Source organism: Kitasatospora sp. NPDC059577 (assembly GCF_042735475.1).
Taxonomy (GTDB): domain Bacteria; phylum Actinomycetota; class Actinomycetes; order Streptomycetales; family Streptomycetaceae; genus Kitasatospora.
Genome location: NZ_JBHWBZ010000047.1, coordinates 1 through 26,991, shown reverse-complemented (window position 1 = coordinate 26,991; position 26,991 = coordinate 1). Strand labels below are relative to the sequence as shown.

Sequence of the window (26,991 nt, the reverse complement as noted above, 5' to 3'; positions counted from 1 at the left end):
GAACGCCCTAGCTGATCTTCACCGGGTTCACCAGGTCGGCGACCATCACGAGCAGCGTGAAGCCGATGAAGATGCTGGCCACGACGTACGCCACCGGCATCAGCTTGGCGACGTCGAACGGTCCCGGGTCGGGCCGGCGGAACACCTGTGCGAGGCGGCGCCGGACCGCCTCCCAGACCGCGCCCGCGATGTGGCCGCCGTCCAGCGGGAGCAGCGGCAGCATGTTGAAGAGGAAGAGCGACAGGTTGATGCCCGCCAGCAGGTTCACGAAGAACGCGATCCGCTGGGTGCCGGGGATGTCGAGCGAGAAGACCTCGCCGCTCACCCGGGCGGCGCCGACCATGCCGATCGGCGAGTCCGGGTCGCGCGGGGCGTCACCGACGACGGCGTTCCACAGCCCGGGGATCTTGCCGGGCAGGGCGACCAGCGACTTCACCCCGTTCTCGGTCATGTCGTACATCCGGTCGAGCGACTGCCCGAAGCCCAGCCGGACGACACCACTCGCGGGAGTGAAGCCGAGGAACCCGGCCTGGACGGTCTGGCCCTTGATCGGGACGTTGTTCCCGTCGTACTTCTGGACGTCGTTGACGGCGATGGTCGGCGTGAGCGTGAGCTGCTGCCCGTCCCGCTCGACCACGACCGGCACGGTCCTCCCGGACGACCTGCGGATGTCCGCCTGGAGCTGGTCGTAGGTCCGGATCCGGTCACCGTCGAAGGAGACGATCCTGTCCCCGGCCTTCAGCCCGGCCTGGGCGGCCGGGGTCTGCGGGGCGCCCGCCGGGCAGTTGTCGGTCGGCTGACCCGCCTTGACCACGCACTGGGCGACGGTGCTGACCGTCGGCACGTTCATGGAGACGCCGAAGCCCATCATCACCGTCAGGAAGAGCCCGAACGCCAGCACCAGGTTCATGAACGGCCCGGCGAACATGACGATGACGCGCTTCCACGGCTTGCGGGTGTAGAACAGCCGCTGCTCGTCACCCTCCTGGAGCTCCTCGTAGGAGGCCTCGCGGGCGTCCTCGATCATGGTCCGCCAGGGCGAGCTGCTGCGCTTGGTGATCCGCCCGTCCTCGCCCGGCGGGAACATCCCGATCATCCGGATGTACCCACCGAACGGGATCGCCTTGATGCCGTACTCGGTCTCGCCCTTGCGGCGCGACCACAGGGTCGGGCCGAAGCCGACCATGTACTGCGGCACCCGGATGCCGAACAGCTTGGCCGTGGAGAGGTGGCCGAGTTCGTGCCAGGCGATCGAGATGAGCAACCCGATGACGAAGACCAGGATGCCGACCACCGTCAAAACCGTTGCCACCGCTGGTCCTCCGTCATGCCGCTCCGCTCATCGTCTCGTCCTACCGCAATCCCGGTCGTCAGCCCGCCGCCAGCTCGCGAGCCCGGGCACGCGCCCAGTCCTCCGCGTGCAGGACGTCCTCCACCGTCAGGGAAGTTCCCGCCACCGGCGTGCCGTGCTCGGCGACGACCTTGGCAACAGTGTCCACGATTCCGGTGAAGGCGAGGCGCCCCTTCAGGAATGCCTCCACACATTCCTCGTTGGCCGCGTTGAACACCGCCGGGGCGGTACCGCCCAGGGTGCCCACCTCGCGGGCCAGCTCGACCGCCGGGAACGCCTCGTCGTCCAGCGGGAAGAACTCCCAGGTGGCGGCCTTCGTCCAGTCGCAGGCCGGGGCCGCATCCGGCACCCGGTCCGGCCAGCCCATGCCCAGCGCGATCGGCATCCGCATGTCCGGCGGGCTGGCCTGCGCCAGCGTCGAACCGTCCGTGAACTCCACCATCGAGTGCACCACCGACTGCGGGTGGACCACGACCTCGATCCGGTCGAACGGCACGTCGTACAGCAGGTGCGCCTCGATCACCTCCAGGCCCTTGTTCACCAGGGTCGCCGAGTTGATCGTCACAACCGGGCCCATCGCCCAGGTCGGGTGCGCCAGCGCGTCCTGCGGGGTCACCCCCGCCAACTGCTCGCGGGTGCGGTTGCGGAACGGGCCGCCACTGGCGGTGACCACCAGCTTGCGCACCTCGGCACGGGTCCCGCCCGCCAGCGCCTGGAACAGCGCGGCGTGCTCCGAGTCCACCGGCACGATCTGGCCCGGCTTCGCCACCGCCTTCACCAGCGGGCCGCCGACGATCAGCGACTCCTTGTTGGCCAGCACCAGCACCCGGCCCGCCGCCAGCGCGGCCAGCGTCGGCCGCAGCCCGATCGACCCGGTGATGCCGTTCAGCACCGAGTGGCACTCCACGGCGGCCAGCTCGGTCGCCGCGTCCGGACCCACCAGCACCGCCGGCAGCGGACGGCCCGCCGCCTTCGCGGCCAAGGCCTCGCGCAGCGCCGGCTCGGCCGCCGGATCGGCCACCGCCACGGTGTGCACACCCAGCCGCAGCGCCTGGTCGGCCAGCAGCTCCACCCGGCCGCCGGCGGCCGACAGGGCGACCACGCGGAAGCGGTCCGGGTTGCGGAGCACCACGTCGATGGCCTGGGTGCCGATCGAACCGGTGGAACCGAGGATCACCAGCTCCCGGGGGCCGGAGGGGTCCGCCACGGTGGGCGTGAAGCGCAGCTGCGGGTGGGCGAGCGAAGTCATGCGCCCATTGTGTCCTGTCCGCGACCACGCCACTCCCGAGGCTTCCCCAGGACGACCCGGCACCCCCGGGCTACCGTCGGAGCCATGCGCACCGTCATCGCCGGGGGCCACGGACAGATCGCGATGGAACTGGAACGGCTGCTCGCCGCACGCGGCGAGCGCCCCGCCGGGATCATCCGCCGCCCCGAACAAGCCCAGGACCTGATCGACGCCGGAGCCGAGCCGCTCCTGCTCGACCTGGAGGCCACCACCGCCCCGCAGCTCGCCGACCTGCTCGCCGGCGCCGACGCGGTGGTCTTCGCCGCCGGAGCCGGACCGGGCAGCGGCGCCGCCCGCAAGAACACCGTCGACCGCGACGCCGCCGTCCTGCTCGCCGACGCCGCCGAACTCGCCGGCGTCCGCCGGTACCTGATCGTCTCCTCGATGGGCGCCGACGCCGACGCCCGCCACCCCGCCGACGAGGTCTTCGAGACCTACCTGCGCGCCAAGGGCGCCGCCGACGACGCGGTCCGGGCCCGGACCACCCTGGACTGGACCGTGCTGCGCCCCGGACGGCTCACCGACGGCCCCGGCACCGGACTGGTCCGGCTGGCCCCCACGGTCGCGCGCGGCGCGGTGGACCGGGCCGACGTGGCCGCCGTCCTGGCCGCCCTGCTGCGCGAACCCGGCACCGCCGGACTGACCCTGGAACTGGTCGCCGGGAACGCCACCGTCGAGGAGTCGGTCGCCGCCGCGGCCGGGCACGACCGCTGAACGCGCGGGGGCCGGTTCGACGAACCGGGCCCCGCGGCGACACGTCGACGCGTCGGTCAGAGGTCGAGGCCGGTCAGGACCAGGACCTTCTCGACCGTGTAGTCGTCCATCGCGTACTTGACGCCCTCGCGGCCGACGCCGGAGTCCTTCACACCGCCGTACGGCATCTGGTCGGCACGGTAGGACGGCGCGTCGCCGATGATCACACCGCCGACCTCCAGCTCCCGGTGCGCGCGGAAGGCGGTCTGCAGGTCGTGCGTGAACACACCCGCCTGCAGGCCGAACAGCGAGTCGTTGACGGCCGCGAAGGCCTCGTCCACGCCGTCCACCCTGTGCAGCGACAGGACCGGGCCGAACACCTCGGCCTTGGCCAGGATCGCGTCCCCGGGCAGCTCCGCCAGCACGGTCGGGGCGTAGGTCGCACCCTCCCGGGTACCGCCGGTCAGCACCTTGGCACCCTTGGCGACCGCGTCCTCCACCCAGGACTCCACCCGCTTCGCGGCGTTCTCGTCGACCAGCGGGCCGACGTCCGTCGCCGAGTCGTTCGGGTCACCGGTGACCTGCGCCTTGACCTTGGCCACGACCTTCTCCACCAGCGCGTCGTACACCGACGCGTCGGCGATCACCCGCTGCACCGAGATGCAGGACTGGCCGCCCTGGTAGTTCGCGAACATCGCGATCCGGGTCGCCGCCCAGTCCAGGTCGGCCTCCGAGGACCAGTCGGCGAGGACCACGGCCGCGGCGTTGCCGCCCAGCTCCAGGGTGCAGTGCTTGCGCGGCACCGAGTCCATGATCTGGTAGCCGACCTTGTCCGAACCGGTGAACGAGATCACCGGCAGGCGGTCGTCCTGCACCAGCGCCGGCATCCGCTCGTTCGGCACGGTCAGGATCGACCAGGAACCGGCCGGCAGGTCCGTCTCGGCCAGGATCTCGCCCAGCACCATCGCCGACAGCGGGGTCGCCGGAGCCGGCTTCAGGATGATCGGGGCACCGACCGCGATCGCCGGGGCGACCTTGTGGGCGACCAGGTTCAGCGGGAAGTTGAACGGGGCGATGCCCAGCACCACACCGCGCGGGAAACGGCGCACCACCGCGAACCGGCCCACACCGCCCGGGTCGGTGTCCAGCCGCATCGTCTCGCCGTTGGTGCGGCGCGCCTCCTCGGCGGCCCAGCGGAAGACCGACACCGCGCGGCCGACCTCACCGCGGGCCCACTTGATCGGCTTGCCGTTCTCGGCCGTGATCAGCTGGGCGAGCTCCTCGGTGCGCTCGGCCAGCCGCTTGGCCACGTGGTCCAGGGCAGCGGCACGCTGGTGCGCCGGAGTCGCGGCGAACACCGGCAGCGCGGCGACGGCCGCGTCCAGCGCCTCCTCGACCTGGGCCTCGGTCGGGATGCTCACCCTGCCGACCAGACGGCCGTCCCAGCTGTTGTGCACCTCGAAGTCGGCGTCACCGCTCGCCCGGCGGCCGGCGAGCCAGAAATCGTACGTGGTGGTCACCGTGGTACCGGCCCTCTCCTCGTCTCGTACGGCCCGCACGGACGTGGGACCGGAATCCGAGGGTAGGGGCGTCGGCGCGCCGACCGGATTGGCCGACTAGGAGCGTTCGACACCGAGGCCACTCCACCACGTCCAGCCGGGTCCTACTCCTCCCCGGAACGCAGCGCCAGCCACAACTCCATGCGCACGTCCGTGTCGTCCAGCGAACGGCCCAGCAACTCCTCGACCCGCCGCATCCGGTAGCGCAACGTGTGCCGGTGCACACCCAGGTCCGCCGCCGCCGCGTCCCACTGACCGTGCCTGGACAGCCACGCCCGCAACGACGCCACCAGGTCACCGCGCGCCGTCCGGTCGTGCTCGCGCAACGGCCGCAACAACCCCTCCGCGAACGCCGTCACCGCGTCCTCCCCGAGCAGCGGCAACAGCGAACCCGCACCGACCTCCTCGTGGTCCACCGACCGGCGACCACCCCGCAACGCCACCGCCAGCGCCCGCTCGGCCTGCGCGTTCGCCGTCCCCGCCTCCTCCAACGCGGCCGGCGCCGAAACGCCCAGCGACAAGCCCTCGTGCTCCTCCACCGCACCCAGGCACGCCCGGTGCACCGCGCCGTTGTCCAACGCCAGCACCATCAACCGCGGCCCGTGCGCGCCGTCCTCCCGCGCCACCAACAGCTTCTCGCCCACCCGGGAACCCGCCTGCTCGGCCCGGTCCCCCAACTCCCCCAACGCCTCCGCGGCATCCGCGCTCGCCGCCCCGGCGCCGGCCACCAGAACCCGTATCGTCCCCTCCGGCAGACCGCCGAACAGCCCCACCGCCACCTGCCGGGCCGTCGCCACCTCACCGGCCAGCACCATCCGCAGCAGCGCCGCGCCCATCCGCTCCTCCGCCTGCCGCAGCTCCCGCGAGCGCTCCAGGGTGAGGGTCAGCAGCGCCACCGCCGCGTTCAGCACGTACCGCTCGGTCGGCGTGATCCGGTCCTCGGTCCCGACCGCCAGGAAACCCCGGGCCCGCCGGTCCGCCCCCAACGACTGGACCACCACGTAGTCCTCGTCCGCCGTGTCTATCCCCGGCGCCCGCCCCTGCAACGCGGCACTCGACGGCGCCGGCCGCCGACGAAGCCGATCCACCTCGGCCGCCAGCCGCCCCGCCCGGCGAGCCGCCCAGTCCGGCGCCACCACCGACAGCGCACCCGACCCGTCGTACAGCGCCGCCCAGCCCCCCAGCCGCGCCGCCAGCCGACGCACCACCGCCGTCGTGCCGTCCTTGCCCAGCGCCGCCCGGGTCAGCTCCTCCTGCGCCTCGAAACTCGTCGTCACCGCCTCGTACTGCTCCGCGGCCAGCGCCGCCGACACCACCTTGCTGATCGCGATGAACGGCGTCGGCTCCGGCACCCGCAACAACGGCAACCCGCGCTGCGCCGCCGCGTCCACCAGCGGCTGCGGCACCTCGGTGTGCGACAACCCCACCCCGAGCCCCAGCCCCACCACCCCGGCATCGGCCAGCCGGTGCACGTACGCCTGCAACTGCGCCGCCGTACGGCCCAGCTTGATACCGGTGGTGAGCAGCAGCTCGCCACCCTCCAGGAACGGCGTCGGGTCGTCCAGCTCACTGGTGTGCACCCAGCGGACCGGCCGCTCCAGGTGATCCGCGCCGGCAAGAACCGTCAGGTGGAGCGAACTGTTGCGGACGACGGAGGCGAGTGTGGGGGGCATGGCACCTTCGGGGGATCGACCTGACCGCGCCATTGCGGCCGGGCGAGGAGAGGGACGTGGGACTGGTGAGGGTCTCTCCCCTTCATTATGGACGCCCCGGACAACCGGCACTGCCGAATCCACCTCGAAGGCGACTTCCACCCCGCCCCGGCCGCGCCCCCTGCCCCGCCCCGTTCCACACCTCGTTCCACACCCCCGGACGGCCCCGCCTCACCCCCGCAGATCCACCAGCAGCGGCGGAACCTGCTCCCCCGACACCGCCGTCAACGACACCACCGCGTGCCCCGCCGGCAACGCGTGCGCCAGGTCCGACGGCGACCACCGCAACCGCTCCACGTCCCGCGTCGTCACCGACTCCGTCTGCGCCGTCGTCCCCGACAACGCCTTCCGCCCCACCCGCCCGGCCCGCCGTATCACCCCACCCGACGTGTCGGGGGTGTGGGTGACCTCGGTTTCGTGGACGACGTGCGTGCCCCATGCCTCAGAGAAGAATTTTCCGTCCCACGGAGCGATCCCGGGGAAGACCATGCGACAACCCACGGCGCCGAAGAGAGGTGTCCTCAGCGCTTCCGGCAGATCCATCAGGGTGCGGAGCAGGAGCACTGCGCCCGCGTTGGCGCCACGCATCCGCTGGAGACCCCGGATGGTGTTCGCGTCCACGGCAGCAGACGCGTCGTCCACTACCAACCCGGCGAACAGCGAGCGGTCCTGGCGGGCAGCCGCCGCGACCACGAACTGGCCCACCACCAGGCGAGAGAGGATCCGGGCGGCCTCCGGGTGGCTCCGCTCGGGCAGCTTCACGCGGACTCGGAGCGGGTGGTCGAGTACACGCATGGCGAAGGGCAGACGACCGGTACCGTCCGTGGCGAACGCCCCCGCAAAGGCCGGCCGATCAAGCAGTGCCAAGCGGTCCGCAAGCAGGACCCCCGGGTCATCGGCCCGTTCCTGCTGCCGCTGCCGGAGATCGAGGTCCCGCTCGTAGACCGACAGCTGGCCCGCTGTTCGGAGGGCTTTGACGAGTGGCTCCATCACCTCGGGCTCCCCGGAGAGCAGCGCCCTCAGTTCACGGACTCCCGGATAGCGCCCGTATGCGGTGTGGAATGGCCCGACTACCTGCTGAAGCGTCGTCCGGGCGCTCTCCGCACGCGCGATCAGCTCGTCCGGCAGCAGTGCGTCGGCGAGTCTGGCGGCCGCCTCATCCGGATCCTGAGTCGCTCCGTAGAGGTCCAATCCGTAGGCCGAGCCCGGTTCGCCCGGTGCGATCACCACGTCGTACCAGGTGTCCGGGCCGAGATCCGCGTCCGTGGCCCCGACCACAACCACGCAGGCCGTTCCGGCCAACGTTTGCAGGCACAGAGCCTCCGTGACCGGGCGAGCGAGCCGCGCCGTCTTACCGGTTCCCGCCGGACCGACGGCGAGCAGCGACGTCCCCAGGACCGAGGGGTCCAGAGCGAATCCGGTCGCCCTGTGCCCGTGCGGGTTCTTCACCACGTCCTGTGTCGTACCGAGGCGCACCTGTTGCAGCAGCAGGTCGTGCCACGCCTTCCGGGTGGCCAGGTCTCGGGCCTCCGACGGGTGCGAGAAGGCCGAAGCTCCCCGTGCGAGCACCTGGTCGACGAATGCGGGGAGGAACGCAGCATCCGCTTGGGCGGACTCCCATGCCCGCTGGATCCGCACGTAGTCGACGTCGCCCGCCTTCAACCGATCCAGTTTCTCCGCCGCTGCCGAAGCCCCTCCGACGCGTTGGGCGAGCCACGGATCGCTCACGGGCGCCGACTCGGAATCCGCAGGGGGCCTGCTCGGGGTCGGCCCCTCATGGGTGATGGCGCGTGCGAGGACCGGAGCGACGTTCTTCCGCCACCCGGCTCTGGTGAGGAAACGCCGGCCGACCTCGCGCCACCGGCCGGTGCGCCAGAAAACTGCAGCGGCACAACTGATGGTGACCAGGTTGATGAGGATCTGCAGGGTGTTGAACTGTTCCGGCGACGTACCGTCGTACCAGCCGAGGAGCCCCGTCGCCCACACCAGCACGAGCGTCCCGATGTAGTACGTCGCGACGGTCGCGACGAGGTTCAACGCGGCACGCCACAACAGCTGACCGGTGGGGACCTTCATTTCTTCCGCTTCGGTGGGATCGATCCACTTGTATCCCTGCCGAAAGATCCCCGGCGCCGCCTCCGGCCGTGGCGCCGCGACCCACACCGGGAGGTCGAAGGAGCCGTCCGCGGCCGTGCCGGGCCGCTGGTGGGGAAGGGGGGTGGGGGGTCTGGTGGTGGTGCGCTCGCCGTGGTGGTGTGACCCGTCCTGTGCCATGTACGGCCCCGCTCCCTCGCCCGCCCGCCCGGCCCGACCGCCGTCGGTGCCGCCATACCCATGCCGCCGTACCGGCGACACGCCCGCGCTCAGGGTAGTGGTTCGGGGCCTGCGGGTAGTCGTGGCGCCCGTGCTGGCCGTGCAGGACAAGTCGGACGGCGCACTGCTACCGAGTGGCGCATGCCCGGGTGGAGAGGGCGGCCGTAGCCTGCGAAGCACCGAGTCGAGAAGTCTGGAGATACCCCATGAGCGCCGCAACGCCGCTCCCGCAGGAGCGCCGCCTGGTCACCGCGATCCCCGGTCCGAAGTCGCAGGAGCTGCAGGCCCGCAAGCTGGGTGCGGTGGCGGCCGGCGTCGGCACCACCCTGCCGGTGTACGTGTCCCGTGCCAACGGCGGTGTGCTGGAGGACGTGGACGGCAACTCGCTGATCGACTTCGGCTCCGGCATCGCCGTGACCAATGTCGGCAACAGTGCCGAGGCCGTGGTGGCCAAGGCGAGCGAGCAGCTGGCCGCCTTCACCCACACGTGTTTCATGGTGACCCCGTACGAGGGTTACGTGGCCGTCGCCGAGCAGCTGAACGAGCTGACCCCGGGTGACCACGACAAGCGCACCGCGCTGTTCAACTCGGGCGCCGAGGCGGTCGAGAACGCGGTGAAGATCGCCCGTGCCTACACCAAGCGCACCGCCGTCGTGGTGTTCGACCACGGTTACCACGGCCGCACGAACCTCACCATGGGCCTGACGGCGAAGAACATGCCGTACAAGCAGGGCTTCGGTCCGTTCGCCCCGGAGATCTACCGGGTGCCGGTGGCCTACCCGTACCGCTGGCTGACCGGTGCGGAGAACTGTGCCGCCGAGGCCGCCGCGCAGGCGATCGACATCATCAACAAGCAGATCGGCGCCGAGAACGTCGCCGCGATCATCATCGAGCCGATCCAGGGCGAGGGCGGCTTCATCGAGCCGGCCAAGGGTTTCCTGCCGGCGATCGTGGAGTACGCGAAGGCGAACGGCATCGTCTTCGTGGCGGACGAGATCCAGACCGGTTTCTGCCGCACCGGCGAGTGGTTCGCGTGTGACGACGAGGGTGTCGTCCCGGACCTGATCACCACTGCCAAGGGCATCGCCGGCGGTCTGCCGCTGGCCGCGGTGACCGGCCGCGCCGAGATCATGGACGCCGCGCACGCGGGTGGCCTGGGCGGCACCTACGGCGGCAACCCGGTGGCTTGCGCGGCCGCGCTGGGTGCCATCGAGACCATGAAGGAGCAGGACCTCAACGGCAAGGCGCAGCGGATCGGCGAGGTCATGCTGGGCCGCCTGCGGGCGATGCAGGAGAAGTACGACATCATCGGCGAGGTCCGCGGCCGCGGCGCGATGATCGCCGTCGAGCTGGTGAAGCCGGGTGGCAAGGAGCCGAACGCGGAGGTCACCGCGGCCATCGCGAAGGCCTGCCACGCCGAGGGCCTGGTGGTGCTGACCGCCGGCACGTACGGCAACGTGCTGCGTTTCCTGCCGCCGCTGGTGATGCCGGAGCACCTGCTGAACGAGGGTCTGGACATCCTGGAGGGCGCGTTCGCCGCTCTCTGAGCGGTGCCGCCCGTCAGGTCGTGAACCCCCGCCGGAGGGATGTCCGGACAGCGCTGAACGGCCCGTGGGGACCTCTGGTCCGCACGGGCCGTTCGGTTGTGCAGCGGCCCGGTGCGGGGGCCGTGGCAGGGGCCGTGGCGGGGGCCGGTGCATGATCGACGGGCGGCCCCGGAGGTTGCCCTGCGCGGGGTGAAGATGATGTGCGGAATCGCTGAAGGCGCTCGGCGCGGAAGGGCTGTTGACGTAGTGTCATCGCAGATGGACAGCGAGCCTCAGCCATTGGCGGAGCCGTCCGCGGAGCCTCCCTCGGGGGCGGGTCCGCAGGTGCGCCGCGAGGACAACCAGGCCGCCCCGGGAGGGGTGGCGCATACCGAAGGCCGATCGACCGACCGTCCGACCCACACCCCCCGGGGCGCACGGAACGGCGATCATCAGAGCCGCCCCGGAGCTCTCCCCCCTGCTCCGGGGCGGCTGTCCGCCGTCCCGGCCCGGGTGGGCGGGGCGAGCCGGGTGGCTCGGTCGGTGGCCGTGCCGGTGGCGGCGACGGCGGTGCTGCTGGCGGTGTCCTGGCAGGTGGCGGTGGACGGACCGCTGCTGGGGCTGGACCGTTGGGTCCGCCGGGCGGTGCACGCGGCGCGCCACGGCGTTCCGGGCGCGCTGCCGGACCACCTCGGCCACGTCCTGTCGGACCTGGGTGGCGGTGTCCCGGCGGTTCCGGTGCTGGTGCTGGCCGGCGCGTGGGCGGCCCGGCGGTGGCACCGCGCGGGGGCGGGGCGCTGGTGGCTGCCGCTGCCGGTGGCGGCGCTGACGGCGGGCCTGATCCCGCTGCTGGTGGTCCCGGCGAAGGCGGCCTTTGCCCGGCCGGGTCCGCTCGGGGATCCGCTGACGCCGGAGCAGTGGGGCTGGTACCCGTCCGGGCACACCGCGACCGCGGCGATCTCGTACGGGGTGGCGGCGCTGCTGCTGGCCCGGGTGTCGGGGCCGCGCGCCGTCCGGCTGCTGACGGCGGGCGCGGCGCTGCTGGCGCTGGGGGTGGGCGCGGGGCTGGTGTGGAGCGACTTCCACTGGCTGTTGGACGTGGTGGCGAGTTGGTGCGTGGCCGTCCTGGTGCTGTGGCCGCTCGACCGGTGGCTGCCCCGGCCGGGTGCGGGAACGGGTCAGGCCTCGGGGTCCTCGTTGCGGTGAACCAGGCCGGCCTCGCCGTTGTCGCGGTGCCACTCGACGACGAGTTCGTCGCGGCTGCCGAAGCGGACGAGGTGGCGGCCGACGACGTCCTCCAGGCCGGGCAGCTTGTCGCGCTCGCCCTCGACGGTGAGCAGCAGCGCGTCGGGCTGCGCTTCCAGGGTGGCGGTGCCGGCGCCGAAGACGAGCGTGCCGCGGCCGGTCTCCTCGGAGTAGGAGGTCTCGATCTTGCGTCCCATGTGGGCGGCGAGCTGCTTGGCGTAGCGGCCGGGGCGGTCGGTGGTGACGCGGGCGGTGGAAACGGGCATGGGTGCTCCAGGGTCCGGGAGGGAACTTAGGGTCCCCTCACTCGGACCTACGCTAACCCAGATGCTGAGCTAAGCTCAACATATTTCCGTGACCGTCGTCGGCCGACCACCGAACGCACCCGACCGGTCGCTACGCTTGGCCGGACACCAGCCGAGGAGACCGCCGATGACCACCACGCCGACCGACGACCCGGCGGACCCCTCCTCCGACCCCCGCACCGCCGCCACCGGCTCCCCCGGCTCCCCCGGCCCCGCCGGCTCCCCCGCTCCCACCGGCTCCCCCGGGAGCACCCGGTCACCCGAGGACACCGGCTCCCCCGAGGACACCGGGACCACGGCCGAACTGGCGGACGCGATGACCAGGGCGATCAAGCGGATCCGCCGCCAGACCGGTTGGCGGCTGGAGCCGTACGGCATCACCCCCGGCCAGGCCCGGGCGCTGCGCACACTCGCCCACGTGCCGGGCTGCGAGACGCCGGACCGCGCGATGCGGCTGAGCGACCTCGCCGACAAGTTGCACATCGCCCCGCGCTCGGCCACCACCGTGGTCGACGCGCTGGAGGAGGCCGGGCTGGTCGAGCGCACCCCCGACCCGGCCGACCGGCGGGCCGTGCGCATCCTGCTGACCGAGGCCGGCCGCGCCGCGGTGGAGCGGATCGGGCAGGTCCGGGACGAGGTGGCGCGGGAGTACTTCGGCGAGGTCAGCCCCGCGGACGAGGAGGTACTGCTGCGGGTGCTGCGCTCCGCCGAGGCCCGGTTCCTCGCAGCCGGGCCACCACGGCGCGCGGCGTCCCCGGACGCACCGCGGTGATCCCGATCCCGGCGATCACCAGCAGCGCGGCCGCACCGGCCGTCGGGGCGACCCGCTCACCGAGCAGCAGCCAGGCCGAGGACATCCCGAACACCGGCACCAGCAGCGAGTAGGGCGCGACGGCGGTGGCGTCGTACGTACGCAGCAGGAAGCTCCAGGCGACGAAGCCCAGCAGGGTGGAGACCAGCCCGACGTAGGCGATCGCGCCGAGTCCGGCGGGGGTGATGTCGCGCAGCGCGCGCAGGTCCGCCTCCGGGCCCTCGACCAGCAGGGACAGGCCCAACAGCGGCAGCGGCGGAACGGCGCTGACCCAGACCATCCAACGCAGCGCGTCCGGCGGCGCCGCCTTGCGGGTCAGCACGTTGGCCAGGCCCCAGGCGACGGCGGCCAGCACCACCAGGACGAACGCGCCGAGCGGGCCGCCCGCGCCCTGGTCGTACGCGCTCAGCGCGATGCCCGCGAAGGCGATCGCCAGGCCCAGCAGTCGCTGCCCGCCGGGGCGTTCGCGCAGCACGACGGCGGCGAACAGCGCGGTGAAGCCGGCCTGCCCCTGGAGCACCAGGGAGGAGAGGCCGGCCGGCATCCCGGCGTGCATGCCGAGGAAGAGCAGCCCGAACTTGACCACCCCGAGGACCACGCCGACCGCCACCACCCAGCGCCAGGCCACCTTGGGCGGGCCGACGAAGAAGACCGCGGGCACGGCGACGACCGCGAACCGCAGGGCGCAGAAGAGCAGCGGCGGGAAGTTGTCGAGGCCGACGTGGATGAGGACGAAGTTAAAACCCCAGACGGCGGCCACCAGGACGGCCAGCGCGATGTGGGGCGCGCTCATGCCCGAGGTGTTCGGGGTGCTCGTGCTGCTCGGGGTGCTCGGGGTGCTCGTAACGGTGCCGGCCCTGCCGGCACCGCCGACCCTGCTGGTGCTGCCGGGGAGGCCGGTGCCGCTCGCGGCGGGTGTTGCGGTCATGGACCGAGCATGGTGGCGCGGGACCGTGTAGCACCAGCGATGAATTCTGAAGGTGACACTTTAGAATCACTGCATGATGGATCTGGGGCGCCTGCGGGCGCTGCACGCGGTGGCGGTGCACGGCTCGGTCGGCGGGGCCGCGGCGGCGCTCGGGTTCACGCCCTCGGCGGTCTCGCAGCAGATCGCCAAGTTGGAGCGGGAGACCCGGACGGTACTGCTGGAGCGACAGGGCCGGGGCGTCGTGCTGACCGACGCGGCGCGCGAACTGGCCGCCACCGCGCAGACCGTGCTGGGGCTGGTAGAGCGGGCCGAGGTCCGGCTGGAGGAGCAGCGCGGCCAGGCGGTCGGGCGGCTGCTGGTGGCCGCGTTCGCGTCCGGGGCCCGCGGGCTGATGCCCGGGGTGCTGGCCGACCTGCGGCGGCGCTGCCCGGAGCTGGACGTACGGCTGCTGGAGCGCGATCCCTACCCGGCGACCGATCTGGTGGCCCGGGGCGAGGTGGACCTGGCGCTGGTGCAAGACTGGCCGACGGTGCCGCTGCCGGTGCAGGAGGGCGTCTCCCGGATGGACCTCGGGACGGACCCGGTGGACCTGCTGCTGCCCGCCGACGACGAGCTGGCCGCGCTCGACCCGGTGCCGGTGGAGCAGCTGTGCGGGCAGCGCTGGATCAGCGTGCCGCCGGGCAACATCTGCCACGACTGGCTGGTCCGCACGCTGCGCGAGGCCGGTGAGGAGCCGGACGTGCGCTACCAGGTCGGCGAGTTCGAGACCCAGATCGCGCTGGTCGCGGCCGGTCTCGGGATGGGCCTGGTGCCGAGGCTCGGGCGGGGGCCGCTGCCGCCCGGGGTCGCGGCCCGCCGGGTGACGCCGGAGCCGGGGCGCCGGGTGTTCGCGCTCTGGCGCACCCAGGCATCCCGACGGCCGGCCATCACCGAGGCGCTGGCCTCGATGCGCGAGGGCTGGGGACGTCTCCAGGCGCAAGCGCAGGCCCAGACCCCGGCCCAGGCGCAGGCTCAGGCTCGGGCCCGGGAACAGGCGGAGGCGGGGCACCGCCCGTCGATGTGACCGGGGCCGCACGGGCCCGGCGGCCTACGCGGCGAAGCCGATCATCAGCCACATGAAGCCGACCCCGGCGAGAGTGCAGAGCAGGGTGGTGCGCGAGGGGTGCGGGCTGTGGGCCTCGGGGAGGATGTCGGAGGTCGCCAGGTAGAGCAGGAACCCGGAGAAGAAGCCCAGGTAGAGGCCGAGCAGGTGCTCCGGGATGGTGAACGCCAGGGTGATCGCGGCACCGGACACCGGCGCCAGCGCGTCCGCCGCGAGCAGGGTCAGGGCCCGCCGCCGGTTGTTCCCGTACAGCCGGGTGATCGTGTACGTGTTGAAGCCGTCGGCGAAGTCGTGCGCGACCACCGCGATGGCCACCACGGTGCCGACCGTGGAGCCGGCCTGGAAGGCGGCGCCGATCGCGAAGCCGTCCATCACGCTGTGGCCGACCAGGGCCAGCGCGGCGGTCAGCCCGACGCCCTGGTGTCCGTGGGAGTGGCCGTGGTGGTGGCCGCCGTGGGTGTGCTCGGCGTACTCGCCCTCGTGGCCGCGGTGGATGGCGACCGCGCGCTCGACCACGTGGATGGTGAGGAAGCCGGCCGCGAACATCAGCAGCGCCTGCGGCACGCCGTGCACCTCGCCCGGCGCCTGGTGGATCGCCTCGGGCAGCAGGTCGAACGCCACCACGCCGAGCATCAGTCCGGCCGCGAAGCCGAGCACCAGGTGGCGGCGGTCGCCGGTGCGCTGGGCGACGAAACCACCGATCAGCGTCATCAGGAACGCCCCGGCGGCGACCAGGACGGCGGTCATCGGGCCACCTCCGCCGCGGGTGCGGCCGGCCGGCCGGTGTCGCCGTGTGGTGTGCCGAGCGCTCTGCCCATTCCTCTCCCCCTGGGGTCCGCCCGTGGCCGGGCCGACCGCTGACCGTACCGGACGGCCGTTCGACCTCTGTCGACCGGGGTGCCGGGCGTGGCCGGGGCCCGCTCCCCAGCGTCGGGCCGGACCCGGCGGGATGCCCGCCGGATGGGCTGTCGGGGTGATCCCGCAGGTGGGGCGGCGGGTGGTCAGCGGTGCGGCGCGGCCGGCCGGCCGCGGGCGGGCGGCGGTGCGGCGCGTCCGGCCGCGGGAGGGAGGCGGCGCGCGGCCGGGCGGATGCCGTCGGCCCCGGGTGGAGCCGTCAGCGCCGGCGGCGAGCGGCAGGCCGAGGTGGGTACGGGCGAGTTCGCGCACGCCGTCGCCGTCGACCAGGTGGATGTGGCGGTGACTCTCCTCGGCGGTGAGGTCCAGGGCCTCGTCGGTGAAGCGGCCGGTGGTCAGCCGCAGGCCGCGCTCGGCGGACTCCTCGCGGACCGCCTCGGCGAGCGTGGTGATCTGCTCCGCGGTGACCGGCTCCGGGTCCCGGGAGGCCCAGACCACCCAGCGGCCGGGCAGTGCGCTGGCGGGGGCGCCCTCACCGGTGGCGACCAGCCCGGCCGGGCCGCGCAGCCGTACGCTCCACTCGGCGATCCCGCCCCGGGTGAGAAGGTCGCGCACCAGCTGGGCGAACTCGTTGGCGGACAGGTCGGGCGCGGCCGGCACGGTGGCCCCGGCCTGGGCGGCCGGACGGACGCCGACCCGGTCGTACGGGTCCGGGGTGACGGCGGCGCCGAGCCCGCGCAGCCGGACGAGGGCCTCGTCCTGCTCGGCGTCGGCGTAGACGCCTTCGTCGTCGCGCTCCTCGTACGGGGTCCCCGGAGGCAGCAGCCGGGTGCGGGCCAGCGCGTCGCGGTCGGCGTCCACGCTGACCAGGCAGAGCGGCTCGGCCGGACCGGGCTCGCGCAGCCAGCCGTTGAGGACGACGCCGGCGAGTATCTCGTCGGTGTCGACGGCGTCGGCGGCCTGCAGGGCGCGCAGGGCGAGCCGGGCGACCAGGCGCAGGTAGTCGGTGGCCCGGTCGGCCGGCGGGCGCGGCACCGGCACGATGTCGCCGTCCGGGGCGAGGCGGTAGCCGGTGAGCGAGGGCACCAGGTCGAGCGGCGGCAGGTCGAGGTCCAGCACGGCGGTGCGGGTGAGCGGGCGGAACACCGCCCGGCAGGGGGCGGGCAGGTCCTGGGTCGCGGTCTCGGCGGCGGCCAGCGCCCGCTCCAGCAGCGACTCGACGGCGGCCGGCTCGGACAGCCGGTAGGCCCGTCGGCACTCCTCCAGGCTCTCGTTGTACTCGCGCACGGCGCGGGCGCGGGCCTCCTCGGCGGCCTCGTGGGTGCGCCGGGACTCGTCGGCGGCCGGGCTCCCGGCCTCGGCGCGGCGGGTGCGCCACTCCCGCAGGGCGCGCTGGTGGGTGAGCCTGGCCTGGGCGAGTTCGCGCTGGTAGCCGGAGTCGAGCAGTCGGCGGGACGGGCCGCTCTCCGGGTCGGCCGCGGTCGGGTCGGCGGGCTCGAAGTCCGCCCAGCGGGGTTCCGGCCCGTCGGCGGTGCCGGGGCCGTCGGCCGGGTAGGGACGGGGTTCGTAGTGGCGCAGCTGGCTCTCGAAGTCCATGGCCGAGACCGGCAGGGCCGCCCGCCGCAGCAGGTCGGCCAGCCGGTCGTGCTCGGCCCGGACGGTGAGCGTGCGGTGGTGGGTCAGGGCGGCGGCCCGGGCGTGCGCCGCGACGGCCTCCTCCGGATCGCCGGGGTCGCCGTCGGCCCGGTCGGCGCCGCCCGGGTCGACGGCGCCGGCGGGGCCCGGGACGGACGGGCCGTCATCGGCCGCGCCCGCGGGCGGGCGGCCGGTGCCGTCCGGCTCCGGGGCCCCGTCGACCCCGAGGTCGCGGAAGACCGAGGCCAGGAAGCCCGGTTGGGGGACCCGGACGGTGGTGGTTCCGTCGGACCGGCCGTCTGCTGAGTGCTGCATCGGTCGTCGTTCCCCCATGCTCGTCCGGCGCCTGCCCGGGGCGGTCGGCGAACCCGCGGACCCACCCCTGCCGGACATTGTCCACCGAACGGGCCCGGCGGTCAGCCAAGCCGGTCAGTTGGTCCGGGTGTTGGTGAGGTGGAGACCGATGTAGCCGACGTAGATCCGGCCACTGCCGGAGCAGTCGTCCAGGTAGTGCAGCCGGGGCGCGGTGCGGCCGCCGCCGATCCGCAGGTGTGCACCCATGAACGCGCGCCGGGAGGCGTCCACGCATTCCGGTACCGGCAGCATCCGTTCGCGCTTCCACTTGGTGTGGCTGAACACCGTCCTGGACTCCCCACGCACGGCCTTGCGGGGCGGGAAGCGGTGGCAGCCCTCCGGAGTGTGCTCGCACCACTGTTTGAAGTCCCCGCCGGCCGTTCCGCGCACCGCCGCCTCGGCGTACTCCTGAAGGGCGGTCAGGCCGTCCCAGGCGATCCGGGCCCAACCGGCGCCGGTGCGCTGGAGCTCGTCGAGGGCGAGTGCGGCCTTCTGGTCCCCGGTGAAGGACAGCAGCGGGAACTCGCCCAGTCTGGCCAGGAGTTCGGTGAAGCTCTCGGGCCGGCCGACGGGGTGCCGACCGAGGGCAGGACCGGTGCCGGACGTGCTGCAGTGGCGACCGGCCAGGGCGCGGGCACCGGCGCGCAGGCGGCCCTCCCGACCGTCCCGGCCGTCGTGGCCCTCCCTGCCCTGGCCGCGCTCGCGGTGGTCGCGGCGCTCCAGGCGCAGGGTGTGCCGGACGTGCTCCAGCTCGTCGGCCCTGGCCTGCTGCTCCGCCCTGTCCTGCTGCTCCTCGTGGGCGAGCGCGGCCAGTTCGGCGACGGCGACGGTCCCCCTGGTGTCCGGGTCCGCCGTGCCCCGGTCGGCGCCCGGCCCGGTGCCGCGGCGGAGCTGCGACGGCGGGACGCGCAGCACGGGGACGGCCGCCAGCGGCGCCGGGAGCGGCTGCTCGGCGGCGAGCCGGCGCGGCTCGCGGGCGAGCAGCCCGGCGGCGCGGCGCAGATCCTGTTCTATTCGGCCCCGGGCGAGCACCGGATGCCGTGCGCCGTCCTGCCGGGAGGCCGGATCGACCTCGGGCAGGTAGGTGCGCACCGCGCCGCCGTAGACGGTGTGGTACTCCAGCGCGACGTTGAACGCGGTGCGGGCGCCGGGATCCAGCACGTAGGTGGTGGCCAGGCCGGGGAGCTGCTGGCAGAGCGGGCCGACCACGTCCTGGACCCAGCGGTCGACCGGGAGGTTCACCGGGACGCTGGCGACCACGACGGTCAGTCGGCGTTCCGGGTCGCACAGTTCGTCGATCAGGGCGTCCACCGCGTCGGCCGTGATCACCCGGGGCGCGGAGTGGACGGCGGCCGGGCCGTCGGCGGCGTCGAGCAGCGGCAGGAGGGAGCGGGCGAGTTCGGGCACCGGCACCCGGCAGGGGGTGCGCACACCGCTGCCGGTGCTGTGCGTCTCGGCCTCCAGCCGGACCCAGGTGACGCCGTCGGCGCCGGTGGCCACCGTGAGGGTGAGTTGCCGGGTGCCGTGCGGGGCCGGGATGCGCAGGCGGCGGCGGTCGTAGCGGCCGGCGGCCGGGCCGCCGCGCAGCGGGCCGTGGTCGCGGTCGAGCAGGACGCGCTCGCCCAGGCGGAGGCGCTCGGCGAGTCCCGGCGCTTCGGGCGTCGGCGGGTCGAGGGGCGGCGTGTCGGGCGTCGGCGTGTCGGGGGGCAGTGTGCCCGGGGGCAGTGCGTCGAACACCGACGTGCCGGGGGGCGGGATCTCGGCGGCGGGGCCGGTGGGGCGCCGCCCGGAGACCGGCCGGTCCGCGGGGGTGCGGACGGCGGGCGGGGGCTCCTCGTAGCCCTCCTGCTTCAGCCAGGAGGCGAGTTGTTCGTCGGCCAGGGCGAGCGCCTCGGCGTGCGGAAGGGCCGTGGTGACGGTCATCCGGTAGGGCGTCGCGGGACCGCGGGGGCCGGGGACGTCGACACCGGTGTGAGCGCGGGAGCGGTTCGAGGTCGGGCGATTCGAGGTCGAACGGTCTGAAGTCCAACGGTCTGAGGCCATGCGCATACCTCCGTGGTACGGGGTGGGGTCCTGTGTCCTCCATCGATGGGTTTCGTCCGGTTCCGCCGGATCCTTGCCCAGGAAACGCCACGGCCCGGAGCGGAAGTTCCAACTCCGGGCCACGACCCTACGTTCGGGTGAATCTGTTCAAGCCGTCTTCCGCGCGGCGCGGGGCCTGGGCTACGAGGGACGGCCCGTCGGGATCGGTGCGGTCGCCTCCTGCGGGCCGTCCCGCCCGGCCGCTCCGGCCCCGGTCAGGACCCTGCGGGCCCGGTCGAGCTGCGGCTCCAGGCGGGCTCGGCGACCGGCACCGCCAGCGGACGGCCCGGCGGGGCGGCGTAGCTGGCGATCAGCACCACGGGTTCGGCGCCGAGGTTGCGGCCGACGTGGACGTGGACCGGTCCCGCCTGCTCGACCAGGGAGTCACCGGCGCGGCTGACCTCGACCCGGCCGTCGTACAGGGTCCGGGTCAGCGTCCCGGAGAGCACCACCACGTCGACCCGGCCCGGGTGGTAGTGCCAGCCGGTTTCGGCACCCGGGGGCAGCGTTATGGTCTGGACGACGGGCATCGCGACCGCTTCCTGGAGGCGTCCTGAGGCTGCCGGTCGGCGCCTGGCCGACGGCCGGTTCAGGCTAGGCAGGCCCCTCCGGCCACCGAAACGGGCAGGTGGCGATGTGGCCGAATCTGTGGCCGAAACCCGGCGCGTCGGCCGGGCCGGGCAGCGCGGCCCACTCTGTCGCCCGCCCCGGAGTGTGCGCCGGAGCGGGCGCCGGAATGCGTCCCGGGGCCGTCCCGGGGCCGCCGCGGGGTCCCTGCCGGAGCGCGGACCGCCGCCCCCGCTCAGACCGGCACCTCGACGTAGGTGCGACCGGCCGGGACCGCCACCGCGGTGCCCCCGGTCGCCTCGGCCAGCCAGGTGTGGAAGGCCGCCGTCCCGGGCTCCGGCACGCCGACCTCGATCCGCACCCCGGCCGCCTCGTAGGCCAGGTCGCTCACCGTGTACCCGGCCGCCCGCAGGTCGTTCTCCACCCGGCCGGCCCGGACGTGGTCCACCGTCACCGCGAGCAGCGCGACCGGCCGCCGCTCCAGCAGACCGATCCCGTCCAGCGCCTCCGACACCGCGTTCCCGTACGCCCGCACCAGGCCGCCCGCGCCGAGCTTGATCCCGCCGAAGTACCTGGTGACCACGGCGACCGTGTCGGTCAGGCCGCGGCGGCGCAGCACCTCCAGCATCGGCACCCCGGCCGTGCCTCCGGGCTCGCCGTCGTCGCTGGAGCGCTCGCGGCGCTGCTCGTCGCCGACCACGAAGGCGGTGCAGTTGTGCCGGGCGTCCCAGTACTGCTTGCGGATGCCCGCGATGAAGGCCTGCGCCGCGTCCTCGTCGTCGACCCGGGCGAGGTGGCAGATGAACCGGGACTTCTTGATCTCGGTCTCGTGGCTGCCGGCCCGCCGGATGGTGAGGTACGGCCTGGCGGTGGGCTCCGGCGTGGCGGGCATGGCGCGGTGGTTCTCCCGGGAACGGCGACGGCTGGCGGCGCGCGCCCCGGGTGTTCGCGCCGGGGCGGCACCGCCAGCCTAGTTGGCGCGCGGACGGAGGACCGGTGGCCGGGGCCGGTCCGGCCGGCGGCCGGGGCGGCCGGACCGGCCGGGAGCCGCTCGGGAAGCCGTTCGGTCCGGGGTTCAGCGACCGGCCAGGGCGTCCAGCCGCTCGCGGTCGAGGCCGGTCAGCGCGGTGACCTCGGCGAGGTCGACGGCGCCGCAGTCCAGGCCGCGCAGCAGGTAGCCGCTGAGCGCCCGGGCGGTGGCCGGCTCGTCCATCACGTCGCCGCCCGCCTTGGCGACGTACGCGGCCAGCCGAGCGGCGGCGGCCGCCAGTCCCTCGCGGTAGAACGAGTACACCGCGACGTAGCGGGTCGGCAGGTGCGCCGGGTGCATGTCCCAGCCCTGGTAGTAGGCGCGGGCCAGCGAGCGGCGGACCAGGTCGTGGTGCAGCTTCCAGGCCGCGTGCACCTGCTCGGTGGAGCCGGTCGGGACGACGTTGGTCGAGCCGTCGGAGAGCCGGACCCCGGTGCCGGCGGCGGCCACCTGCATGACCGCCTTCGCGTGGTCGGCGACCGGGTGGTCCATGCTCTGGTACGCCGCGCCGACGCCGCAGGAGGCGCTGTAGTCGAAGGTGCCGTAGTGCAGGCCGGTGGCCCGGCCCTCGGCGGCCTCGATCATCAGGACCACGGTGGCCCGGCCGTCCGGGCCGAGGATGGCCTGGGTGGTCTCGATCTGGATCTCGAAGCCGATCCGGCCGGCGGGCAGCCCGGCCCGGCGCTCGAAGTCCTCCAGCAGCCGGACCAGCGCGGTGACCTGCTCGGCGTAGGTGACCTTGGGCAGGGTCAGGACCAGGCCCTCCGGCAGGCCGCCGCCGGCCAGCAGGGTGGCCAGGAACAGCTCCAGGGTGCGGATGCCGCGGGCGCGGACCGGCGCCTCCATGCACTTGATCCGGATGCCGATGTACGGCGGGGCCTCGCCCTCGGCGACGGCGGCGGAGACCAGTTCGGCGGCGCGGACGGCCGCCGCGTCCTCCTCCGCGTCGGGGCGGGGGCCGTAGCCGTCCTCGAAGTCGATCCGCAGGTCCTCGACCGGCTCGCGCTCCAGCTTGGCGCGGACCCGGGCGTGCACGTCGGCGAGCAGCCCGTCGTCGGCGACGCCGAGGGCGCGGCCCAGCTCGGCGGGGGTGGCGGCGTGGGTGTCGAAGGCCTCCAGGGCCCGGCGGCCCCAATCCCGGACGGTGTCGGCGGCGAAGGCGTCGGCCGGGACGTAGACGGTGTGTACCGGCTGCCTGGTCCCGGAGTCACCCGGGTAGCGGCGCGCCAGATCGGCGTCGACCGGGGCGAGCAGCGTCTCCACGGCGGCCCGGGCGGCGTCGGAGAAGGAGGCCCCGCCCGTCGGACCGTTACCGTCGACCTCGACCTGCGACATCCGCACTCCTCCATGCCGAACCAGCGCTTCAACAATTTGTTGAGGCGAAGGTAGCTCCGGCGGGGTCGGGCGTCAATGGCCGCCCGGCCCCCGGACGACGGGCCGTCCCGGTCAGTCCCTCCCGGCGGCGGCGTAACGGTCGCGCAGCTCCGGGTAGAGCTCGGCGACCTCCTTGGGGTGGACCGAACCGTCGGGTCCCTTGCCGGAGACGCCGTACTCCCTGGTCAGCCAGTCGGCGAGGCGCTGCGGGTCGGGCTGGTGGCCGTGGTTGTCCAGGTACGTGACGAGGGCCTCGTAGGCCACGTCCGGGTCGAGGCGCGAGGGGGCCGGCCGGGTGTCGGACTGCTCGGCTTGGACGGGCTCCTCGGCCGGGACCGGCTGCTCGGCCTGCGCGGGCTGCCCGGCCTGCTGGGCCTGCTGGGCCTGCTGCTGCGGCTCGGCCGACGGCTCGGGCTGCTGCGCGTCGGCCGGACGCCGGCCCTGCGGCCGGGGCGCCGGGGCGGCGGCCGCGGGACCTGAAGCGGGAGCGGTGACCGCGCCGGCCGGAGCGGACTCCTCGACCGGACGCGGAGGCTTGAACCAGGGCGAGGCCTGGCCGGGCACCCGCCCGCCCGGGGCGGCGTCGGCCGGATGGCCGGTGGTGCGCACCGGACGCTCGGTCCAGACGTTCAGCTCCTCGCGACGCGGCTGCGGGGCGGCGTCCTGTACCTCCTCGGGCTCCTGCGCGGCGCGCAGCCGGACGGCCGCCAGCTTCGCCAGCATGGGCGCGGCCACCTCGGCGGGCATCGGCGCGACGGCTGCGGGGGCGGCGGCCTGCTCCGGGGCCGCGGCCTGGGCCGGCTCCGGCTGAGGCTGAGGCTGAGGCTGAGGCTGAGGCTGGGGAGCCTGCTGGACCTGCGGCGCCTGCTGCGGGAGTTGCTGCGCGGGACCGGCCGGGGCGGCCGCCGCCGCGGTCGCCACCGTCGGGGCGATGGCGGTGGCACGGCCGTCCTGGGGTGCGAGCGCCCGATGTTCCGGCCCCGCCGGGGCCTCCTCGCCCCCGCGATCGCGGGCCTCGTCGTCCAGCCGGTCGAGCAGTGCCGGGTCGAGCGGCACGCCGAACTTGGCGAGCTTGAGCGGCAGCAGCGCCTGGATCGGCGCCGAGCGCCGCCAGCCGCGGCCGTAGCGGAAGCGCAGCTGCGCCCGGTAGACGAGCCGGTTCTGCTCCAGGCGGATGACCTCGTCGTACGAGCGGAGCTCCCAGAGCTTCATCCGCCGCCAGAGCCGGAAGGTCGGCACCGGGGACAGGAGCCAGCGCATCACCCGGACCGATTCCATGTGACGGTCCGCCGTGATCGCCGCGATCCGTCCGACCGCGTGGCGGGAGGCCTCGACCACGACGACGAAGAGCACCGGGATGACGGCGTGCATGCCCATGCCAAGCGGGTCGCCCCAGGAGGCGGCCGCGTTGAAGGCGATGGTGGCGACGGTCAGCAGCCAGGCGGTCTGCCGCAGCATCGGGAAGGGGATCCGCAGCCAGGTCAGCACCAGGTCCAGCGCGAGGAGCACGACGATGCCCGCGTCGACGCCGATCGGGAAGGCGTAGGAGAAAGCGCCGAAACCTTTCTCCATGGCCAGCTCACGCACCGCGTTGTACGAACCCGCGAAACCGATGCCCGAGATGATGCAGGCGCCGGCCGCGACCAGGCCGAGCAGGCCCCGGTGGGCCTTGGTGAGCGTTGGGCGTGCCATTACGTCTATCAACCCCTGGATGTCGGCTGCGGCCGTACGCTGCCTCGACTGCCGGGTCCCGCTGGTCGGGCCGCCGGACGGCTGAGCAACCTCCGGGCTCGGCCCACCGGAGTTTACTCGTACACCTGTTTAAGCGTTCCCGCAGGCCGGAGTGTCACAGCCCGGGGCACGACGGCGGTCGAGGTACGGCGCGACCTTCCCCCGGGACCGCCCGGACCGTCAGAGGCCCTGCCCAGCCGTGCCGTTGAGATAGGTCAGCACGGCCAGCACCCGGCGGTTGGCGTCCTCCGCAGGGGCGAGTTCGAGTTTGGTGAAGATGTTGGCAATGTGTTTGGCCACCGCGCCGTCGCTCACCGAAAGACGGGCGGCGATCGCCGAGTTGGAACAGCCCTCGGCCATCAGCTCCAGCACCTCCCGCTCACGCGGCGACAGCCGCAGCAGCGGGCCCGGCCGGCGCGAGGTCGTCTGCATCAGCTTGGCGATCACGTCCGGGTCCATCGCCGTCCCGCCCGCCGCCACCCGGCGGACCGCGTCGATGAACTGCCCCGCGTTGAACACCCGGTCCTTCAGCAGGTAACCGATCCCACCGGTACCGTCCGCCAGCAACTCCCGTGCGTACAGCTGCTGGACGTGCTGCGACAGCACCAGGACGGGCAGGCCCTGGATCTCCCGGCGGGCCTTGAGTGCGGCCTGAAGACCCTCGTCGGTGAGCGTCGGGGGCAGCCGGACGTCGACCACCGCCACGTCCGGGCGGTGGGTCAGCAACGCCTCCAGCAGCTCGGGCCCGGTCTCCACCGCCGCGACGACGGTGAACCCGTGCGCTTCCAGCAGCCTGATCAGACCTTCGCGAAGGAGGTAGAGGTCCTCGGCGAGGACAACTCGCACGGCAACTCCAAGGTGATGGTGGTCGGACCGCCCGACGTGCTGTCGATGGCGAGGACACCGTCGAAGGTACCCAATCGCCTCTCGATCCCGCGCAGTCCGGTCCCCCGCGAAGGATCGGCCACGCCCACGCCGTCGTCCGTCACCGTGACCCGCAGGAAGCCGGCCCGGTACAGGATGTCCACCCAGACCTGTTCCGCCCCCGAGTGCTTGGCCGCGTTGGCCAGCAGCTCGCAGATGCTGAAGTACACCGCGGCCTCCACCGGGGCCGCCGGCCGGTCCGGCAGGCTGACGAACACCTCGGTCGGCAGCGCACTGTCCAGCGCCAGGGCCCGGACCGCGTCGCCCAGGCCACGCTCGGCGAGCACCGGCGGGTGGATGCCGCGGACCAGGTCCCGCAGCTCCTGCAGGGCCCGGGCCGAGGACTGCCGGGCCTCGGAGAGGAGCTCCCGCGCGGCCGCCTGGTCGGTGTCCATCAGGTGCTCGATGGTGCCCAGGGTCATCCCGATCGCCACCAGCCGTGCCTGCGCACCGTCGTGCAGGTCCCGCTCGATCCGCCGCAGCTCGGCCGCCTGGTTGCCCACCGCGTCCGCCCGCGTCTCGGTCAACTCCGCGACCCGCCTGGTCAGCTGGGCGTGCGAGGTACGGCCGTGGTCCAGCACCCGCCGGGCCACCTCCGCGTACGCGCGCACCGCGAACGGCGCCACGAGTATCCCGACCACGATCGCGGCGCCCCCGAACGCCAGGCCCAGCAGGAGCGACTCCGTCCCTCCGCTCAGCGGGCCGGCCCCGGAGGCGGGCACCGGCCCCGTCATCGCGTACGCGACGCCGAGCACGAACAGGCCGACTATCGGCCCGGCCAGGGCCAGCGTCAGGAACGGGTTCACGGCGAGCCAGGCCAGCTCGGAGCGGGTGGTCCGGTCCCGCAGCCCCCAGTGGACCAGCTGCGCGTACTTCGCCACCGTCCGCGAGCGGTGGTACGAGTACCCCGTCCACCAGTGCCCGCGGGCGTCCAGCTCCAGCGCCGGCAGCGGCTCGTACACCGCCGGCAGACGCACGCCGAACCAGCGCTCCACCTGCCCGCGCGTACGGTTCGCCGTACCGCGGATGCTCGCGGCGGCGACCACGGCGCCGACCGCCGCCGCCACCAGCAGGGCGAAGAACACCTGCAGGTCGAAGGCCTCCAGGAACTGGGCCGCCGCCGCCCCCGACAGGATCGCGGCGCCCAACGGCAGCACGGACCCCGGCACCGCGGCCAGCACCACCACGACGAGCCGCGCCAGCCCCTCACCGCCGGCCACGAAAGCCGCCTGGGCCTGAGCACGTACGGACGTGCCGCTCGTACGACTCGCTGTTGTCACGGGAAGCTCCTGATGCCGGTACCGATCGTCCTCCAGCAGTCTTCACGAAGCGTCCGCCACCCACACTGGCCATGACACCCCAATCCCGGGGTGGACCTAGGTCTACCTGCGGGCAGGTGGGGTGACTCCGGCGCACGGAACCGGTCCGATCCTGTCCGGTCCGGTCCGATCGGGTCCGATCGGACCGGAAACGCGAAAAGACCCCGTCCCGAAAGGGAGGGGGTCTTTTCTGAATGATTGTTCGGCGGCGTCCTACTCTCCCACAGGGTCCCCCCTGCAGTACCATCGGCGCTGTGAGGCTTAGCTTCCGGGTTCGGAATGTAACC

The 26,991-nt window shown here is 73.8% G+C and carries 20 protein-coding genes, 1 rRNA gene and 1 pseudogene; 5 read left to right on the top strand and 17 right to left on the bottom strand.

All coding sequences use genetic code 11. The annotated features are described in order from the left end of the window. Positions 1-7: 7 nt before the first annotated feature. Positions 8-1,312 carry a M50 family metallopeptidase gene (locus ACFV0O_RS29075; RefSeq protein WP_380346629.1) on the bottom strand — a complete coding sequence of 435 codons (1,305 nt, stop codon included), beginning with the start codon at positions 1,310-1,312 and terminating at the stop codon, positions 8-10. Between the two features lie 58 nt (positions 1,313-1,370). Continuing rightward, positions 1,371-2,600 carry a 1-deoxy-D-xylulose-5-phosphate reductoisomerase gene (dxr, locus tag ACFV0O_RS29070; protein ID WP_380346628.1) on the bottom strand — a complete coding sequence of 410 codons (1,230 nt, stop codon included), beginning with the start codon at positions 2,598-2,600 and terminating at the stop codon, positions 1,371-1,373. A gap of 84 nt (positions 2,601-2,684) precedes the next feature. On the opposite strand from dxr, the gene ACFV0O_RS29065 reads away from it, so the two are divergent. Next, positions 2,685-3,353 carry an NAD(P)-binding oxidoreductase gene (locus ACFV0O_RS29065; protein ID WP_380346627.1) on the top strand — a complete coding sequence of 223 codons (669 nt, stop codon included), beginning with the start codon at positions 2,685-2,687 and terminating at the stop codon, positions 3,351-3,353. Positions 3,354-3,409: 56 nt separating this feature from the next. On the opposite strand, the gene ACFV0O_RS29060 is transcribed toward ACFV0O_RS29065, so the two are convergent. From ACFV0O_RS29060 to ACFV0O_RS29050, 3 genes are all read right to left on the bottom strand, one after another. Next, entirely contained in the window at positions 3,410-4,852 is a 1,443-nt protein-coding gene (locus ACFV0O_RS29060) for an aldehyde dehydrogenase family protein (RefSeq protein ID WP_380346626.1), read from the bottom strand. A gap of 143 nt (positions 4,853-4,995) precedes the next feature. After that, positions 4,996-6,564, bottom strand: a complete 1,569-nt coding sequence (locus tag ACFV0O_RS29055; protein WP_380346625.1) for a PucR family transcriptional regulator — start codon at positions 6,562-6,564, stop codon at positions 4,996-4,998. Positions 6,565-6,774: 210 nt separating this feature from the next. Beyond that, the gene (locus tag ACFV0O_RS29050) at positions 6,775-8,877 is read right to left on the bottom strand and encodes an ATP-binding protein (RefSeq protein WP_380346624.1); all 2,103 of its coding nucleotides are present in this window, start codon (positions 8,875-8,877) and stop codon (positions 6,775-6,777) included. Positions 8,878-9,122: 245 nt separating this feature from the next. Here ACFV0O_RS29050 and gabT point away from each other — a divergent pair, with 245 nt between their 5' ends. Then, the gene (gene gabT / locus ACFV0O_RS29045; protein WP_360263339.1) at positions 9,123-10,463 is read left to right on the top strand and encodes a 4-aminobutyrate--2-oxoglutarate transaminase; all 1,341 of its coding nucleotides are present in this window, start codon (positions 9,123-9,125) and stop codon (positions 10,461-10,463) included. Between the two features lie 510 nt (positions 10,464-10,973). After that, positions 10,974-11,648: a phosphatase PAP2 family protein gene (locus ACFV0O_RS29040; protein WP_380346623.1), complete on the top strand. Its 675-nt coding sequence runs from the start codon at positions 10,974-10,976 to the stop codon at positions 11,646-11,648. Here ACFV0O_RS29040 and ACFV0O_RS29035 read toward each other — a convergent pair. Then, positions 11,621-11,953, bottom strand: a complete 333-nt coding sequence (locus tag ACFV0O_RS29035) for a DUF2218 domain-containing protein (RefSeq protein ID WP_380346622.1) — start codon at positions 11,951-11,953, stop codon at positions 11,621-11,623. The two genes, ACFV0O_RS29040 and ACFV0O_RS29035, sit on opposite strands and share 28 nt — an antisense overlap. Positions 11,954-12,119: 166 nt before the next feature. Here ACFV0O_RS29035 and ACFV0O_RS29030 point away from each other — a divergent pair, with 166 nt between their 5' ends. Beyond that, positions 12,120-12,764 carry a MarR family winged helix-turn-helix transcriptional regulator gene (locus ACFV0O_RS29030; protein WP_380346621.1) on the top strand — a complete coding sequence of 215 codons (645 nt, stop codon included), beginning with the start codon at positions 12,120-12,122 and terminating at the stop codon, positions 12,762-12,764. Here the strand turns inward: ACFV0O_RS29030 and ACFV0O_RS29025 are convergent. Beyond that, positions 12,655-13,596, bottom strand: coding sequence for an EamA family transporter (locus ACFV0O_RS29025; protein ID WP_380346651.1), 942 nt, complete (start codon positions 13,594-13,596; stop codon positions 12,655-12,657). The genes ACFV0O_RS29030 and ACFV0O_RS29025 overlap by 110 nt on opposite strands. 208 nt (positions 13,597-13,804) lie before the next feature. Between ACFV0O_RS29025 and ACFV0O_RS29020 the strand changes: the two genes are divergently transcribed. Then, positions 13,805-14,794 (top strand): LysR family transcriptional regulator, encoded by a 990-nt coding sequence (locus ACFV0O_RS29020; RefSeq protein WP_380346620.1) that lies wholly within the window; start codon positions 13,805-13,807, stop codon positions 14,792-14,794. A gap of 24 nt (positions 14,795-14,818) precedes the next feature. On the opposite strand, the gene ACFV0O_RS29015 is transcribed toward ACFV0O_RS29020, so the two are convergent. The 10 genes and pseudogenes from ACFV0O_RS29015 to rrf form a co-directional block, all read right to left on the bottom strand. After that, complete coding sequence (locus tag ACFV0O_RS29015; RefSeq protein WP_380346650.1) at positions 14,819-15,580, bottom strand: ZIP family metal transporter; 762 nt, start codon at positions 15,578-15,580, stop codon at positions 14,819-14,821. A 420-nt stretch (positions 15,581-16,000) separates the two neighbouring features. Continuing rightward, a pseudogene (locus ACFV0O_RS29010) lies at positions 16,001-17,284 on the bottom strand (restriction endonuclease); the annotation flags it as partial. Between the two features lie 468 nt (positions 17,285-17,752). Continuing rightward, complete coding sequence (locus tag ACFV0O_RS29005) at positions 17,753-19,600, bottom strand: hypothetical protein (RefSeq protein ID WP_380346619.1); 1,848 nt, start codon at positions 19,598-19,600, stop codon at positions 17,753-17,755. Positions 19,601-19,974: 374 nt separating this feature from the next. Beyond that, a complete protein-coding gene (locus tag ACFV0O_RS29000; RefSeq protein ID WP_380346618.1) occupies positions 19,975-20,289 on the bottom strand; it encodes a cupin domain-containing protein in 315 nt (104 codons plus the stop codon). A gap of 272 nt (positions 20,290-20,561) precedes the next feature. Further along, positions 20,562-21,218 (bottom strand): YigZ family protein, encoded by a 657-nt coding sequence (locus ACFV0O_RS28995; protein ID WP_380346617.1) that lies wholly within the window; start codon positions 21,216-21,218, stop codon positions 20,562-20,564. A 183-nt stretch (positions 21,219-21,401) separates the two neighbouring features. Then, positions 21,402-22,691, bottom strand: coding sequence for a DUF6986 family protein (locus ACFV0O_RS28990; RefSeq protein ID WP_380346616.1), 1,290 nt, complete (start codon positions 22,689-22,691; stop codon positions 21,402-21,404). A 111-nt stretch (positions 22,692-22,802) separates the two neighbouring features. Continuing rightward, a complete protein-coding gene (locus tag ACFV0O_RS28985; protein WP_380346615.1) occupies positions 22,803-24,422 on the bottom strand; it encodes a DUF2637 domain-containing protein in 1,620 nt (539 codons plus the stop codon). A gap of 219 nt (positions 24,423-24,641) precedes the next feature. Beyond that, complete coding sequence (locus tag ACFV0O_RS28980) at positions 24,642-25,307, bottom strand: LuxR C-terminal-related transcriptional regulator (RefSeq protein WP_380346614.1); 666 nt, start codon at positions 25,305-25,307, stop codon at positions 24,642-24,644. Further along, positions 25,259-26,665 carry a sensor histidine kinase gene (locus tag ACFV0O_RS28975; protein WP_380346613.1) on the bottom strand — a complete coding sequence of 469 codons (1,407 nt, stop codon included), beginning with the start codon at positions 26,663-26,665 and terminating at the stop codon, positions 25,259-25,261. Before ACFV0O_RS28975 ends, ACFV0O_RS28980 begins: the two co-directional genes overlap by 49 nt. Before the next feature lie 239 nt (positions 26,666-26,904). Continuing rightward, positions 26,905-26,991, bottom strand: a 5S ribosomal RNA gene (gene rrf, locus ACFV0O_RS28970); the annotation flags it as partial.